The sequence below is a fragment of the Leptospira yanagawae serovar Saopaulo str. Sao Paulo = ATCC 700523 genome, from assembly GCF_000332475.2.
In the GTDB taxonomy this organism is placed as follows: domain Bacteria; phylum Spirochaetota; class Leptospiria; order Leptospirales; family Leptospiraceae; genus Leptospira_A; species Leptospira_A yanagawae.
In genome coordinates this window covers 24,735-41,603 of sequence record NZ_AOGX02000044.1, presented here as the reverse complement: position 1 = coordinate 41,603, position 16,869 = coordinate 24,735, and the positions used below count along the sequence as shown (strand labels likewise).

General features: G+C 36.4%; 10 protein-coding genes and 1 pseudogene. 8 read left to right on the top strand and 3 right to left on the bottom strand.

Going from position 1 to position 16,869, the window contains the following annotated elements; genetic code table 11:
- The first annotated feature begins 2 nt into the window (after positions 1-2).
- Positions 3-2,174: a hybrid sensor histidine kinase/response regulator gene (locus LEP1GSC202_RS17680; protein WP_015679114.1), complete on the top strand. Its 2,172-nt coding sequence runs from the start codon at positions 3-5 to the stop codon at positions 2,172-2,174.
- Between the two features lie 32 nt (positions 2,175-2,206).
- Here the strand turns inward: LEP1GSC202_RS17680 and LEP1GSC202_RS17675 are convergent, their stop codons facing one another.
- Positions 2,207-4,147: a SpoIIE family protein phosphatase gene (locus tag LEP1GSC202_RS17675; RefSeq protein WP_244147770.1), complete on the bottom strand. Its 1,941-nt coding sequence runs from the start codon at positions 4,145-4,147 to the stop codon at positions 2,207-2,209.
- 219 nt (positions 4,148-4,366) lie between these two features.
- Here LEP1GSC202_RS17675 and LEP1GSC202_RS17670 point away from each other — a divergent pair, with 219 nt between their 5' ends.
- Positions 4,367-6,754, top strand: a complete 2,388-nt coding sequence (locus LEP1GSC202_RS17670) for an ATP-dependent Clp protease ATP-binding subunit (RefSeq protein WP_015679116.1) — start codon at positions 4,367-4,369, stop codon at positions 6,752-6,754.
- A gap of 67 nt (positions 6,755-6,821) precedes the next feature.
- Positions 6,822-7,650 (top strand): annotated as a pseudogene (locus tag LEP1GSC202_RS17665) (aldo/keto reductase).
- A gap of 16 nt (positions 7,651-7,666) precedes the next feature.
- Here the strand turns inward: LEP1GSC202_RS17665 and LEP1GSC202_RS17660 are convergent.
- Both LEP1GSC202_RS17660 and recA read right to left on the bottom strand, forming a co-directional pair.
- A complete protein-coding gene (locus LEP1GSC202_RS17660; protein WP_015679175.1) occupies positions 7,667-8,710 on the bottom strand; it encodes a hypothetical protein in 1,044 nt (347 codons plus the stop codon).
- Between the two features lie 180 nt (positions 8,711-8,890).
- The gene (recA, locus tag LEP1GSC202_RS17655) at positions 8,891-10,054 is read right to left on the bottom strand and encodes a recombinase RecA (RefSeq protein WP_015679137.1); all 1,164 of its coding nucleotides are present in this window, start codon (positions 10,052-10,054) and stop codon (positions 8,891-8,893) included.
- A 296-nt stretch (positions 10,055-10,350) separates the two neighbouring features.
- On the opposite strand from recA, the gene xerA reads away from it, so the two are divergent.
- The 5 genes from xerA (at position 10,351) to LEP1GSC202_RS17630 (ending at position 16,777) form a co-directional block, all read left to right on the top strand.
- Complete coding sequence (gene xerA / locus LEP1GSC202_RS17650; RefSeq protein WP_015679146.1) at positions 10,351-11,286, top strand: site-specific tyrosine recombinase/integron integrase; 936 nt, start codon at positions 10,351-10,353, stop codon at positions 11,284-11,286.
- 193 nt (positions 11,287-11,479) lie between these two features.
- Positions 11,480-12,193: a TetR/AcrR family transcriptional regulator gene (locus LEP1GSC202_RS17645; protein ID WP_015679101.1), complete on the top strand. Its 714-nt coding sequence runs from the start codon at positions 11,480-11,482 to the stop codon at positions 12,191-12,193.
- Entirely contained in the window at positions 12,190-13,644 is a 1,455-nt protein-coding gene (locus tag LEP1GSC202_RS17640; RefSeq protein ID WP_015679090.1) for a nitrilase-related carbon-nitrogen hydrolase, read from the top strand. The genes LEP1GSC202_RS17645 and LEP1GSC202_RS17640 overlap by 4 nt, the downstream gene beginning before the upstream one ends.
- 128 nt (positions 13,645-13,772) lie before the next feature.
- The gene (locus tag LEP1GSC202_RS17635) at positions 13,773-15,929 is read left to right on the top strand and encodes a PAS domain S-box protein (protein WP_015679102.1); all 2,157 of its coding nucleotides are present in this window, start codon (positions 13,773-13,775) and stop codon (positions 15,927-15,929) included.
- Between the two features lie 65 nt (positions 15,930-15,994).
- On the top strand, positions 15,995-16,777 hold the full coding sequence (locus tag LEP1GSC202_RS17630) for a 1-acyl-sn-glycerol-3-phosphate acyltransferase (RefSeq protein ID WP_039929418.1): 783 nt from the start codon (positions 15,995-15,997) through the stop codon (positions 16,775-16,777).
- The last annotated feature ends 92 nt before the right edge of the window (positions 16,778-16,869 follow it).

Here is a 16,869-nt window from a genome sequence, read left to right as displayed (position 1 = left end):
AGATGAATTTTTTGGATCAAAAGAAAGTTCTGCCCTATTACCTTGGGTTCCTTTGGCTCACATTATCATTTTTAATATTCTCATCATTTTTTTTCTTTTATCAAGTTTTCCATAACCGTAACAAAGTCACAGCGTTCGAAGAGAAAAAAGAATGGAATGTCAAACTCAAAGAGTATGCATCCTACTTAAAAGATGCGGAAACAGGAGTCAGAGGATACTTGCTTTCAAAGGATCCAAATTTTTTATCACCTTACCTTACAGCCAAAACGGAACTCATATCACTCGAATCCTATCTAATACAGAATGTCGAATTGCTTGATAGAGAAAATTTAAATGAACTACTTCGTTTGAGCCATCGAAAATTATCCCAACTTGAGGCTTATCTTGAACTTCGTCCTTTTAGAATTCCAAATAAACAGACTCTCGCTGAAGGGAATCAGAAAATGGCAGAGTTTAGGAATTTCTTTGATCGATTTTTAAAACAAAAACAAACTCGTGATGATCTAGCATTCCAATCCCATAAGCAATTGAATGATCGATTGATTGTTGTATCTGGAAGTCTTTTTCTTTTATTATCATTACTTATTTTCTGGATGATATTCGTCTTAAAGAAAAGTATTCGTTCCATTGCGGAAAAAGAATTACTTTCGGATCGTTTCACTGAAATTGATGATTTATATCAAAATTCGCCAGTTGGATTTCATAGTCTTGATACAAATGGCGTATTTCTAAAAGTGAATCGAACAGAATGTGAGTGGTTTGGATATACTGAAGATGAGTTAGTTGGTAATAAAAGATGGATTGATCTTTTAGCAGAAAGTAGTAAAGAAGTTTTTTTGTCGAACTTCCCAGTTTTTAAAAAGAAAGGTCATATCGATTATTTGATTTTTGAAGTAATCAAAAAGAATGGGAAATCGATGTTCGTGAGTTTATCCGCTACTGCCATTTATTCTCCGGGCGGAGAGATGATCCGAACCAGATCTGTGTTAGTTGATGTAACCAAATCTGTTGTTTATGAAAAAGAACTTATTGAGGCTAAAAAGAAAGCGGAGGATGCAAGTAGAGCCAAGTCTGAATTTTTATCTAATATGAGTCATGAACTTCGAACGCCATTAAATGCTGTTATAGGACTCTCTTTATGGTTATTAGAAGAAAATCCAAAACCTGAACAATTAGAGAATTTGAAGAATTTGAAATTTTCTAGTGAATCATTATTATCTCTTATCAACGATATATTAGATTTCAATAAAATTGAAGAAAGGTTAGTTATCATTGAAGCTATTGATTTTAATTTGAAAGATTTTTTGAAATCGATTACGACTTCTTTTCTGGTTCGATCAAATGAAAAATTATTGGATTTCCATCTTGAGATAGATCCTAATATACCAGAATTCATCCATTCTGATCCCACAAGGCTTTTGCAAATTTTAAATAATTTATTATCCAACGCTTTGAAGTTTACTCACAAAGGATTTATTAAGCTAAAATTGATTGTTGATAGAATAAATTCGGAATCCTTGGTTTTGCACTTTGAAATTTCGGATTCTGGGATTGGCATTGATAAAAGTAACCTAAGTTCAATTTTTGAAAAATTTACACAAGCTAACCAAGATACAACCAGAAAGTATGGTGGATCGGGATTGGGACTCGCCATTTCCAAAGCGTTGGTTGAACTGATGAATGGGACTATGTCTGTGGAATCTACTTTGGGTGTCGGGAGTAAATTTTGCTTTTCCCTTCCCTGCGAAATGGGAAAAACCAATGAACACATTACAATTACATCGATTAAAAACAATGAAAGTTTAAAAGGAAAACGAGTTCTCGTTGCCGATGATATCACCATCAATCGAAGTATTGTCATTCGATTTTTAAATCGGTGGGGGATTTTGACATTAGAGGCCGCTCATGGATTGGAAGTATTGGAAATACTCAAACAACAAACTGTTGATTTGATCCTTATGGACTTACACATGCCTGAAATGGATGGCTATGATGCATCGATTGCCATTAGAAAAAATGATGATTGGAAAGACATTCCAATCATTGCATTAACGGCCTCGGCCCAAATTGAAACTAGGCAACAAATTAAAGCAGTCGGTATGAAGGATTTTATTTCTAAACCATTTAATCCAAACGACCTATTGAATAAACTTCATACTTGGATCGGAACATAAGTTTAATTTTATTCATTCGAATCCACATCATTTTATTCTGAATCAATCGATAATGCAAGGATGGTGATATCGTCGTCAGATTTTTTGGAATGTTGGAATTTTTCCAATTCTGATACTACTGTATCGCAAATCATTTGAGGACCTTCTTTTGCGAGAGATTGAATGAGGGAATAAAATCTTTCTTCTCCAAACAATTCTCCACTATGAATGTTCCGTGCTTCTATCACGCCATCGGTAAATAAAATTAGAGTACCTTCATTAGGCATGGAAAAAGTTTTTTCAACAATATCGGATTGAATGTGCTCATTGATTGCGCGACCATAACTGGTGTATGTTGTTATTTTGCCATCACGATCTAAATGGAGTAGAGGTAGATGTCCTGCATTTGCAATGCGTAAAATTTTCTCATTTGGTTTTAAATACACAAAAAAGGCACTTAAAAAATGTCCTGACAATGAGCTAAGTAGTGATTTTCTGATTTTTTCTGCAGCTAATGCAGGTTTATCTAACATATCATTCCAAATTTCTAATGATACCTTTGTCATAGATGCAATCATCGCAGCTGGGATTCCGTGGCCAGAAACATCGCACAAAAACAATCCAACTTCATTTTCTTTCACTAGAATTTCAACAAAATCTCCTCCAATGTCAGTGGCTGGGGAGTATCGAAAGCCTAGCGGATAATTTAATACGTGGGAACGTTTTTTCGGTAATAAGCCGTTTTGTAATTTCTGCGCAATTTTTAATTGTAAGTCTAACTCTTGTTTATCTTCAATGGATTTTCGATAATCAGAGACTCTTAGAACAAGTGCGAGAGAAAGAAAAAATACTTCCAACGCTGAGCCTAGTGGAAGGGAATACGATGCAAAATGGTATGGTTTTATTATACCTTGCACTGTAAATGTATTGATACTTGCTCCAATTAGAATCGAACCAAAAGCTAATAAAAATAATACCACTTCTAGTTTTTTTTTGCTTCTGAATAAAGTCAATGTTGATGTGGCGATGGCTATGAATATGGGAATGAAAACAAGTATGATAGCCATTTGGATGAAGTTTCGAAGATCCATTATAAAAATAAGCACGTTGGAAAAAACCAAAAGTAAGATATAAATTTTTGTAAAGGCATTCAGTTTTGGAAATGATCCTTTGATTTCTAAAAACTCTAATGTGAATAACAAACCGAATATGGATGTTAAAAGGATAGTGATTGGAAATAAATAATTTTTCCAGGTATTGGAATTCCCAAACTCAATGTATTGTATGAATCCAGTAGAATAAGTATTCAATAATAGGATCGTTGCTAAATAAAAGAAAAAATAAAAAAACTTCCTGTAACGAAGGGTATGTGCCAAAAACAAACTAAACAAAAACATCATAAAACCCGCACCAAAATATGCGGCAAAAAAGATATCTTGTTTTTTGGAATAAGCGATAAAGGTCCTTGCGTTATATATAGAAACAAAACTAAAAATGGGATTGTCAGATCTAATTTTTAGATATATCGTTTTTGATTCATTTGGTGAGAGAGTGATCGGAAAAGCTGAGATATGCGAATAAATTGGTTTATTCTTTTGTAATATCTGTTCGCCAGACCAAACTGTTTTCCATTTCCCATTTATTTCCGTGTGAAGCTCGAATACATCCACAACGGGATTCGATAAATGTAAAAAATAAGTGTGAGGAAGATTTCCGTAGTGGATGAGAGTGATCTTAAGCCAAACTGGATTTTTGTTTCGAGGGATTAGGATTACATTTTTTACATTGGGTCGCCAGAGGGTATCTTCCCGTAAGATTTGGTTTAATCCGGCTTCTTTGTCCGCGGGGATAGTGTATTCAAAGTATTTTCCGATGTCTCGGTAGTTCTGCGTTTCTTCAATCGATATGGGCAAGGCAATCAAAGAAGGAACAGGAATCGCCAATGAGAGCAAAAACAAACACAATGTAAAAATGCCCTTCTTGTAAAATTTCACGTAACCTACTATTCTCCCCAATCCCAATCAAAATCGCAAGACGACCGTTCCCCTGCATTTGGTCCTTTTGGAAAAGGAAATTCAAATTGGTTCGGGCCAAATTCCTTTTCTAGATTCTTTCGGAAAGGGAGTAAAGAAAGTCCTTTTCCAAAAAAAACTTGTAAGTTGAACACAGAATTAGCAGTCTAATGCCTAGAGTGCTAAAAGTGAGGAAACACTATGAAACAATATGACTCGAACGTCCAAGGTGCCTTGGACATAGCGCAAACAGAAGCAATGAGGAGACAGAATACAGAAATCACTCCTTATCACTTGGTATGGGGGTTTATGACCCTTCCCACTTCTGTTTCGGGAAAAACATTGCTTAAATATAAATCTGCTGTTGATGAATTTTTGAAAAAACAGGCGAAGGTCACGGGTGATATTCCTTTCGAGTCCCTGCGAACATCGCCAAAATTGGCCCAATGGTTTACCATGGCATCTTCACGAGCTGCTGAAAATGGAAGGGAAGAACTTAAAGAAGCAGATTTTTTAAAATTTTTACCTCAGATTTTGCCAGAGTTGAAAATCAACTATGAAGAGTTAAACGTAAAAGAAACGGACGAGGAAGTTCCTAACTTTTTAGTGAATCTAAACGATTTGGCAAAAGAAGGTAAATTGGATCCAGTGATTGGTCGAAGTAAAGAAATTCGTTCCGTCATGGAAATTTTAGGTAGACGATCAAAAAACAATCCCGTGTTAGTTGGTAGCGCTGGTGTTGGGAAAACTGCCATTGTAGAAGGACTTGCGGAACAAATCGTAAAGGGACGAGTGCCTGATGTATTAAAAGGAAAAACCATTTATTCACTTGATATGGGGCAACTCATGGCAGGTACTAAGTACCGAGGTGAATTTGAGGAAAAACTAACAGCACTTTTGCGTTACATCAAAGGACAGGCTGGCGAAGCGATTTTATTTATAGATGAAATTCACCAATTGGTTGGTGCAGGAAAAACCGAAGGTGCAATGGATGCAGCCAATCTATTAAAACCTGCATTGGCAAGGGGAGAATTACATTGTATTGGTGCAACAACAGGTGATGAGTTCCAGAAATACATTTTAGGTGACCAGGCATTGGAGAGAAGGTTCCGAGCAGTGCCTGTGAATGAACCAAGTAAGGAAGATGCGATTGAAATTTTAATGGGGATACGTGATAAACATGAAATCCATCATGGAATCAAGATTTCAGATGAAGCGATATATGCATCCGTTCTTTTGTCAGACCAGTATATCACAGATAAATTTTTACCTGATAAAGCTATTGATTTAGTGGATGAGGCTGCATCTGCTTTGAAACTATCGGCGGAGGCAATGCCAACAGAACTGGTAGAACTTGAAAGTGAGATCCGTGCCAAAAAAATTTATGCCCAGGTAGAGAAGAAAAATGAAGAGATTTTAAAGGAAATCGAATCATTAGAAAAAAAATTCCAAGCTGGAAAAGAAGTTTGGGAAAAAGAGGTAAATTCTTTGAAACAAATTGCATCGATCAAAAATAAAATTGATCGCGTGAAGTTTGACCTGGATGCGGCCCAACAACGTGCGGATTATACAGAAGCTTCTCGATTAAAATATGCAGTGTTACCTGAATTAGAAAAGGAGCTCAGCACATTCCAAAATAGTTGGATTTTAGAAAGAAATCATATAGCGGCAGTGATCGCAAGGCAAACTGGAATTCCGGTTGAGAAAATTCTCAAAACAAAACAGGAAAACCTTCTCCATTTGGAAGATGATTTGAATTCAGTAGTTTACGGACAAAAAGAATCCATTCGTGAGATTGCTGATACATTATTAACTTCTTATGCAGGTATATCATCGGAAACAAGGCCACTTGGTTCATTTTTACTGAAGGGTCCAACAGGCGTAGGGAAAACAGAAACTGCAAAGGCGATTGCTAAGTTTTTATTCGACCAAGAAACTAATTTGGTTCGATTGGACTTAAGTGAGTATTCCGAAAAACATTCTGTTGCAAAACTCATTGGTGCACCTGCAGGTTATATAGGTTACGATGAAGGCGGAATTTTGACCGAAGCAATTAGAAGAAAACCATATTCAGTTGTGTTGTTTGATGAAGTGGAAAAAGCCCATCCTGATTTTTCTGATATCTTATTACAGATATTAGATGATGGTAGGCTTACTGATAACAAAGGTAGGACCATAAATTTTAAGAATACCATTGTGATCCTCACTACGAATTCTAAAAATATAGAGATGGATTTTAAACCTGAAGTATTGGGTCGGCTAGATGCAGTGTTAACTTATCATTCTTTAGATTCTTCGATTATGGAGAAACTGATTGAGAAGCAACTTCGTTTGTTAAACGAACGATTGAAGGTAAAAGGGATTGTAATCGAACTTTCCGAAAGTACAGAACATATTTTGACAGAGCAGGGATTTGATCCAAAATTTGGTGCAAGGCCACTCGGAAGTGTGTTCAACCGGATCGTGAATCGTCCTCTGGCAAAAGCCATTCTTTCGGGAAGTATAGGAGAAGGAAGATACCGCGCAGATTGGAACGGAGATGATTTACATTTTGCTCCGATCCAGGATGCAGTGGCCACCAAAAGGTAATTCGAGGAGAATTTTATCCCAATCATAGAATCCACTATGGTTGGGATTTTCGTCTAAACTCTCAGTTATGGCCGAATTCACAATCAACTCTACCCTTACTACCAACCAAAAAGTACCCATCCCAATATTGGGATTAGGAGTCTGGAAATCCCGCCCGAAAGAATGTTTCGAGGCAGTGAAATTTGCTCTAGAATCAGGATACCGTCACATTGATACAGCTGCCATTTATGGCAATGAAGCCGATGTAGGGGCTGCCATCAAAGAGAGTGGGATTCATAGGAAGGATGTATTCCTTGTCACCAAACTATGGAATGCGGACCAAGGTTATGACGAAGCACAAAAAGCAATCGATGTTTCCTTAAAAAAAATTAGGAACTGATTACGTAGATATGTATTTGATCCACTTTCCAGTCTCTGGAAAACGAAAGGAATCTTGGAAAGCATTAGAACAAATCAAAAAGGACGGAAAAGCAAGAGCGATAGGTGTCAGTAATTTTATGGTACTTCATTTGGAAGAATTACTTAAAGAAACTGACATTATACCTGCGATGAATCAGGTGGAGTACCATCCATTTTTGCAAGACACGGAACTTAAATCCTATTGTAATGAAAAAGGAATTTTATTAGAAGCGTATAGTCCGTTAGCCCATGGACAAAAATTAGAAGATGAAAGGGTGACAAAATTAGCCAATCGGTATGGAAAAACAAATGCTCAGATTCTCATCCGATGGTCATTACAATCAGGAAATGTTGTGATACCAAAATCAAAAAATCCAAGCCGAATCAAAGAGAACGCTGATGTTTTTGATTTTAATTTGTCCCCAGAAGATATGAAAGAAATATCAAACTGGAATGAGAATTTTCGAACTTGTTGGGATCCGACGACAGTCGTCTAAATCTCATTCAGAAGATTTATTTTTTTTCAAACACTAGGACAGCAGATTGTCTGTTGTCCTTTGTTCCCAAATACCCATATCCAAAAGGGAAGGGCAAAATTGAATCATTCGTGCGATCACTTAATGATTTCAATTCTGGTTGGGCTTCCGGGATCACAGCTCCAGACAAATTCCAAGATTTTTCATACCTTCCATAAATAAACCGTTTCCAAAGCTCTTCGGGAAAAAGACGAATAGGAAATCCAGAGTCATCTTGGACAACGAAACTGACATTTTTTAGAAGGAGGTCTCTGAAAGTTTTTCGTTTTTCGCCATGGAATAAATATTCTGCTGACTTTGTGAAGATACCTATTTCACCCAAATTAGAGAAATATTCATACAAACCGTCACCTTCGACACCTTCATTCCCAATTAAGAATATTTTAAAATACGTAAGTGACTCTTTCTTTTTTAATGTTGAGTCATACATTTGGATGGTAAATCCTTTGTAAATTATCCCTTTCCCGACAATTGTTTCCTCATTTGAGTCAACGATTTCCTTACCCATTCGTTTTAAAAAAGCAACAAACACTGGGTAGGCGCCATTTAATTCTTTTTTCTTTGTTTCCTCTTTCATCTTTCGGTAAGTAAAGTAATTTCTCCCTGCCAAGTGGTCTGACAAAGAACGGATACCTGCTTTGACTATGGATTTTTCTTTCTCCGATAATTCTGCATATTTGTTTGGATATCCTGGATCTTCTAAACCAAAAAGAATGTAACGGTCACAATTGGGATAAAATGAAAACAAATTTAAAACATCAATTCCACTAAACGGATAAACAACTGTTTTGACTTTTGGATTGTACTCTTTTGTTTTTAAATATGTAGTAATGGTATCTCTCGTTTGGATTAATTTATTCCAACTTAGATCCATTTCCCTTTTGTGAATAGGATCTGCATCAGTTAACCCTGCCCACTCCTCATAAAGATTCTGTTCTACTGGAGTGATGGTATGTTTGTTTTCTAAAATTTGGCATTGGATTGTGAAACAGAGTAGGAAAATAAAAATTTTTTGGATCATACTAGAAAAACTAAGAACGAACTTATACTCACTTTGGTATGTTTAGTGGATAGGTTTTGATTCCATCCTTTTTCTTATATCTTTTTTCTCAAAAGACCCACGATAGATTTTGGCAAAAAAAAACCGGCTCGGGGAAAACCCGAACCGGTCAATGGTTCCTAAAAAGAAAGCCTTTCTTTGTTATTCGCCTACTGCGATGTCTCCATCCCCTTCTGTTGAGAAACTAACAGGTTGTTTTGATTTTGTTTCCTTTGTTTCTTTGGGGTCTCTCTCAATCGATTTTACTTCTCGAGTTTGGATCTTGGCTTGGTCAAGGACTGGGAGTCCATTCAAATCACGCACTTGGTTTTCGATTTTAAAAGCAATGTCAGGGTTTTCTAAGAAGAAGTTCCTAACTTGTTCTTTTCCTTGGCCAATTTTTTCTCCGTTATAGGAATACCAAGAACCAGCTTTCGCTACTAGATCATGACGGACCGCTAGGTCAATGAGTGAACTTTCGCGATTGATTCCATTGGCATACATGATATCGAATTCAGCCTGACGGAACGGCGGCGCACATTTGTTTTTCACCACTTTCACTCGAACACGGTTTCCGACTGGTTCCTCTTTTTCTTTCAGAGTTTCAATCCTACGGATATCAAGGCGAATGGACGCATAGAATTTTAATGCATTCCCACCAGTAGTGGTTTCTGGACTTCCAAACATCACTCCGATTTTCATACGGATCTGGTTGATGAAAATGACGGTTGTACTGGATTTTGAAATGGTTCCCGTGAGTTTACGAAGGGCTTGTGACATGAGGCGGGCTTGTAGACCCATGTGGGAGTCTCCCATATCCCCTTCGATTTCCGCCTTAGGGACTAGGGCGGCAACTGAGTCGATGACAATGAGGTCAATGGCGTTGGAACGAACAAGAGATTCGCAGATTTCCAAAGCTTCTTCGCCGTTGTCTGGTTGGGCAACGAGTAGATCGTCTACATTCACACCTAGTTTTTTGGCATAAGACGGATCGAGAGCATGTTCGGCATCGATAAAAGCAGCAATGCCACCTTTCTTTTGTGTTTCTGCAATGGCAGAAAGAGTGAGTGTTGTTTTACCAGAAGACTCAGGTCCATAGATTTCAATGATACGACCGGATGGGAAACCACCAATCCCTAAAGCAATGTCAAGGTCCAAAGAGCCAGTGGATACCACATTCATTTCGGCCATACGTGTGTCGGCACCGAGACGCATGATGGATCCTTTACCGAATTGTTTTTCAATTTGGCCTAGGGCGGCATCAATTGCCTGCTTTCTTTGGTCGGTTTCTTTTTCTAGTGCCTTGTCAGCTTTCTCTTTTTTCATGAATCAATCGTTCTCCTAAGTCGGTGTTCCGAAAGACTAGGTAGGGGACTTGGCCAGTTGGTTTTAAAAAATCCGTCTGACTCTCTCAAGGATGAACCCATCCCTTCCGAATTCCACTCTTTTTCTCTTCCGAAGTGACTCCATTATGCCTTAGGCCTGGGACAAACTAGGGTTGGGAGAGGAATTTTTCTGGATTATGTCTTTTTTTTCCGAATTCAACACTAAACAAAATGTAAGTACTTGTATAGTATTTTTTTGAAGGGGGAGAAAGAAAACTTAGCCGATAGTTTTGATGTATGACCCTGCCTGTCCTCGAAGTCCAAATCCCAGAACATTTTCCCCAAGCCATGGTGGATTTATTTCGTAGTTACCGCACTTACCTAAAAATTGAGAAGAACTATTCGGAGCATACTTTATTTGCCTATTTGCGTGATTTAAAGTTTTTCTTCGAGTTTTGCATCAAAGAAGAAATAGATATCTTAAGTGTTGATGTTTTAGATGTTAGAGCATATTTTTCAGATCTTAAATCTACAAAGAAACAAGACAAACGAACACAGAGTCGTAAACTTTCTTCCTTACGCACCTTTTATAAATTTTTATTCCGTGAGGAAAAGATCGGGGCAAACCCAATCCTCCAGGTAAGTTTCCCAAAAACAAAAAAGAAGTTACCTAAAAATTTCACTCCGATTGAAACGGAAGACATACTCGATTATGAAGATCCTGAAAAAAAGGAAGTACTTGGAAAAAGAGACAAAGCTATCGTAGAGGTTTTGTATAGCACGGGACTTCGTGTATTTGAGTTAGTGAATGCAAAGTTAAGTGACTTGAATGAAGAGTTAACATCGCTTAAAGTGATGGGAAAAAGAAGAAAAGAACGTTTTGTTTTTATTGGTCCAGAAGCAAAAGAAGCTCTCAAAGAATATTTAGAAGAAAGAGGGAACAGTGGGCCAGATGAAATTTTTTTAAACCAACGTGGTGGAAAACTCACTACTCGTGGGATTCGATACATTTTATCTGAAAGAAGGGTGATGATGGGAATGGAAAAAGCCATCACTCCGCATAAATTTAGGCATACATTTGCAACAGACCTATTGAATGCCGGGGCAGACATTCGCGCCGTACAAGAGTTACTCGGTCATTCGTCTTTATCCTCTACACAAGTGTATTTGAGTGTTTCTAGGGATAGGCTCAAGGAAGTCTACAGGAATGCCCATCCGCATGCAAAGAAGTAAGGAATTAAATCCCCGCCCGACTTAGGGTGGGGAACTAGACCCGCCTCCCAATACGTTCCGACTATCACAACTTTCACTTTCTCACAATCGTTTTCCAAAAAACAAATAAAAAAATTCCAGTAAGTTCGTTTTTCAGCAATTGATAAAGAAAATATAGTTGACTATAAAAATATAGCTGACTATAGATTGATTCGTGCTCCGATTTGAAAATACAAAGGCTGATCCATTACAAAAATTCACTTTAAAAGAGCGGAAATTTGCTAGGACTCGAACAAATCTTACCTTTGGATTGCTCACATTATTGGAATCTCGTTCTTTTGATGAGATCAAAATCATAGAACTTTGTGAATTCGCTGAAATTTCGGAGCCAACCTTTTACAATTATTTTCCTGAAAAAGATGATTTGATCCTTCACTACATCCAAATTTGGAGTCTTATGGTGAGTGTTCTTAATGAAAAACAAAACTCTGAAGAATCAGGGTATGGTTTGTTGTTATCACTGTTCCAATACACTGCAAGAGAATCCAAAAAAAATCCTAGGATACTACTTGAAATCATATCCTTTCAAGCTAGGAAGAAAAAAGAGATACGGCACCAAACTTTGACAGATGCTGAAAAGATATTACTTTTCCCCGATTATCCAGAAATACTAAATTTGCAAGTCGGTGGTATCGAAATGCTTTTAGAAAAAGCAATGACTTTGGCAAAGATAAATAAAGAACTTCCGAAAGATACAAATTGGAAATCATTATCTTTGTCGATTGCTAGTTGTTTTTTTGGGATCCCAATCCTTTCGTTTCAGTTGGGAGAAAATTTAGAAACACTTTGGATGGAAACGTTTCATTATATTTGGTTAGGTGCCGGTGGCAGTATCAAACATAAAGAAAAAAAGAGAGTAAAAAAATGAGATACCTATCAAACCAATGGATCCTATTATGTTTAGGCGGATTATTTGTTTGTTTTACAGGAATGAAATGGAATGTCCCAATTTTTTCTTGGATTCTTTTTATACCCTTTTTGCGGTATGTTCGTTTGGGTCATTCGTTTAAGATTTTATTGCCTAGTTTGATCTTATTTCATACCATCTCAACATTGAGAATTGTAAGTGAACCTTTTCATGTATGGATTGCCATTTTCTCCGGAATCCAAGCAGGCCTTCTCTTTTCGTTTATACTTTGGATCTGGAATTTTATAAGGATTCGTTATTCAAAAATTGTTTCACCGATTTTGTTTTTTTCTCTCCTATGTTGTAGTTTTGAATGGATCGGAGGTTACTTTTCAGATTTGGGTGTTTGGGGAATGTTGGCTAATAGCCAAATTGGAAATTTAATTTTAATGCAATCAGCATCTTTGTTTGGTGCAACAGGAATCAGTTTTATAATTTATTTAATCAATGTTTGCTTAGAGAAAGTTCTGAGTGAAATATTTGGTGAGGAAATTTTAAAAAAAGAATCGTATTTATATCTTTTCTTTTCTTTCTCTTTACTGGTAGTTCTTTATTTTTACGGCACATTTCGATTGAGTAGACCCATTCCTGGAGAACAAATCAAAGTAGCCACCATTACCACCAAATTTCCGATTTCTGCCATCTTTAAGGATACAAAAATCAATTCACAAAATACTGAAGTTACACTTGAAAAAACAAAATTAGCTGCGAAAGAAGGAGCCAAAGTAATTGTTTGGAATGAAGGTGCGGTTCTCATCGCTAAAGAAAAAGAAACTTATTTTTTAGATTTAATTTCCTCAATGGCTAAAGAATACGACATTGAAATCATTGCGGCATACATCATCCAATTAAAAGAAAAGGAATTTTTCTTTGATAATAAATTGGTATGGATTGCTTCTAACGGAACGATTCGCCAAACATATTTTAAACAATTTTTGGTTCCAGGAGAGCCAGTGTCAAAACAGAAGTCTGAGATTAAAGCATTGGAAACTCAGTATGGGAAAATGTCTGCTGCTATTTGTTATGACTTTGATAGCCTTTGGGTTACTGGAATCCATTCAAAAGAAGGTGCGGGTATCACGTTCATTCCAGCTTCCGATTGGTCAGGAATTAATCCCTTTCATACTGAGATGGCTGTTCTCCGAGGAATCGAAAATGGTTCCTCAATCGTGCGTTCTGCAAGAGATGGACTTTCTGGGATTTATGATGCGTATGGAAGGGCAAAAGGAACATTAGATTCTTTTGAGTCCAATGATGGTGTGTTAGTCTCTTCTGTTCCCGTCACAAAGTTGGATACACTTTATACGCAATTTGGAAATTGGTTCATTGGTTTCGTTTTTCTTTATCTGTCTATTTCCATGGTTCGAATTTTCTATTTTGTCATAAAAAATAGTATAAAAAAAGAAAAATAAAGGATAGTGAATGGGATTTGAATATTAGAAAATTTCTAAATATTTGATTGAAATTCAAAATCAATCTGGCATCTTTTGGAGTTCGGAAGTTTTTCTGGTCCACCTAGAGGAACACGAAAGGATGTGAGATGACAATTGTTGCGGACAAATCTATTTTACTTGTAGAAGATGAAGCCATCCTAGCCCTTTATGAAAAAAATCAATTAGAACAAGGTGGATATCAAGTAACACATGTTACCAATGGTGAAAATGCAATTAATCTCATTCTTCAAGGAGAAAATCCTTATGATTTGATTCTCATGGACATCGATTTGGGAAAGGGCATGGATGGAACTCAAACTGCCACTCAAATCCTAAACCACAAAGAAATTCCAATCGTCTTTTTATCTTCCCATACGGAAAGAGAAATTGTCAAAAAAACAGAATCCATCACATCCTATGGTTATGTTGTAAAAAATTCAGGTTTCACTGTGCTTGATGCATCCATCAAAATGGCTTTCAAATTGTTCCAAGCAAACGAATTAACCAAAAGTAAAAAAGAACATTTAGAGACCGTATTACACTCCATTGGCGATGGAGTCATCGCAACAGATAAAGAAGGAAAAATCACTCGGATCAACCCGGTTGCAGAAAAATTAACTGGTTGGACTCATGAAGATGGAATTGGATTGGAAATCAATCAAGTTTTCAACATCATCAATGTGAAAACAAGGCAAAAAGTCGAAAACCCAGTAGAAGTAGTATTAAAAACAAATTCCATTGTCGCCTTGGCTAACCATACCGTTCTCATTGCAAAAGATGGGAAAGAATTTCAAATTGCTGATTCAGGTTCTCCCATAAAAGATTTAAATGGAGAGACCAACGGTGTAGTTTTAGTCTTTCGCGACATTACAGATGAATACAATGTCCAAAGTCGAATCGCCAAACAAGCAAATATGCTTAATAATGTTTTAGACGCTGTGATTGGCACAGATTTTAATCAAAATATAAATTATTGGAATAAAGCTGCAGAAAAAATATTTTTCTGGAAGGAAGAGGAGGTCATCGGAAAAAATTTATTAGAGGTTCTAAACACAGAATACCTCCGCTTCACAAATGATGAAGTGATTGAAAAAGTAAATTTAGAGGGAAGTTTTATAGGTGAAGCAATCCAATATGCTAAAAATGGAGAAGTCAGAAATATTGAAGTCAACGTAGTATTGTTAAACGATGAATCTGATTTGCCAACTGGTTACATCTTTGTAGCTCGTGATATTTCGGAACGATTGATTGCTCTAAAACAAATCAAGGAATCCGAAGCAAAATTAACCCAAATCATAGAGTCTGCTATGGATGCAATTATCAGTATCGATAGTTCAAAAAAGATTATCTTGTTTAATGGTGCAGCAGAAAAAATGTTTGATTATGATGCTCGTGAGATCATTGGTCAACCCTTAGACAAACTAATTCCAGAAAATTTTAGAAAACAACATGATAACCATATAGACCAATTTCAAAAAACGGGTGTCAGTCGAAGGGCGATGGGCGCTTTGGGTGAGATCAGTGGACTTCGGGCAAATGGAGAGGAGTTCCCGATTGAAGCATCAATTTCCCAAATCACCGTCAATGGTGAATCTTTATTTACGGTGATTTTAAGAGATGTAAGTGCTCGAAATTTATCCGAATCAAAAATCCAAAAGCTCCTCATAGAAAAAGAAAATATTTTAAAAGAAATCCATCATCGTGTTAAAAACAATATGAGTTCCATCTTTACGCTATTGAATTTACAGGCAAATTCTCAAGAAGACAATGCCGTACAAACGATATTGTATGAAGCGGCTGGTCGAATTAAAAGTATGATTGTGTTGTATGATAAGCTGTATCATTCGGAAACGGATAATAGTGTTTCTATCCAAGATTATTTTCCAACCTTTTGCCATGAGATTGTTTCTATTTTTCCTAAAAATGTTTCTATCCAATTGGATATTGTTGATGAGCGTGTAGAAGTGAATGCAAAAATTCTTTCTTCATTGGGAATCATACTGAATGAACTAATTACAAATTCAATGAAACATGCATTCATTGAAAAAACGAATCCTGCAATCATTCTGAAAATCACCAAACAGGGGCAGGTGGTATTTTTAGAATACTCGGATAATGGAAAAGGTATACCAGAGACAGTTTCATTTCAGAACACACCAGGTTTTGGTTTGCAATTGATAGGAATGTTGACCGATCAAATTGGAGGAAAGATTTCAATTAATCGTATGGAATATCCGAAGTTTGTATTGGAACTTCCCCTTTAAGATTTTTTTATAAGATAGAGTAGAATATTTGTTTACCTTCTTATCATCTCTACTTCTATTCTCCCATGGGCAAACTTCAGTTTTTTGTCGTCTTATGTTACCTTATACCTGTAGTCGTAGTCATATTTCCAATCGGATTGATTTTTTCCTATGTTTTTAAGATTACTGGACTCGATAGATGGTCAAATCGAATTAACAATTTTTTAGGTTATTTTTGGTATCGTTCGTTTTTCATTGTAACAGGTCGTACTTTAGATGTCTCACTTGAAGGTTGGGATCCAAAAGGAAACAATCGATTCCTTATTTGCAATCATACAAATGCCTTGGAAGTTCCTTTAATCGTATCTCTACCTTATTTAAGTAAAGAAAAAGATATTCGTTTATCTTACTTAGGTGGAGATATCATCCAAAGGTATAAAATCATTCCTTTGATGATGCATAAGACTATCGTTGAAGCTGTCATATATTCTGAAAAAAAACCAAATTTTAGAAATTTTAAAACCGATGTATTACGTGTTTTAAAAACGAGATCTATCTTTTTGTATCCAGAAGGGGAGAGGACATTTACGGAAGAAATCAAACCGTTTCAAACTGGTGTGATGAAAATTGCCTATAAGTTTGATATTAACTTGGATGTGTTTGTCGTAAGTGGATTTATGGGTTATTCTAATTTAAAAGAATACAAACATCTTTCCAATTCTAGAAAGATATATTTTCATTATTGTGGTTCCATTCTGGCAAAGGATCATTCTACATTTGAAGCCTATCTCGCAAAAGCAGAATCGTTAATGAAAGATAAGAAAAAAGAACTAGAAAAATTGGAGAGAATCGCATCCGAATCAAAATAGATTTCGTTTGCGGATTTTGATTTTTCCACAATGGGAAAGAATTCCGTTTTGTACCTTTGGATCATTTCCAATAATCAAAAATTACACTCCAT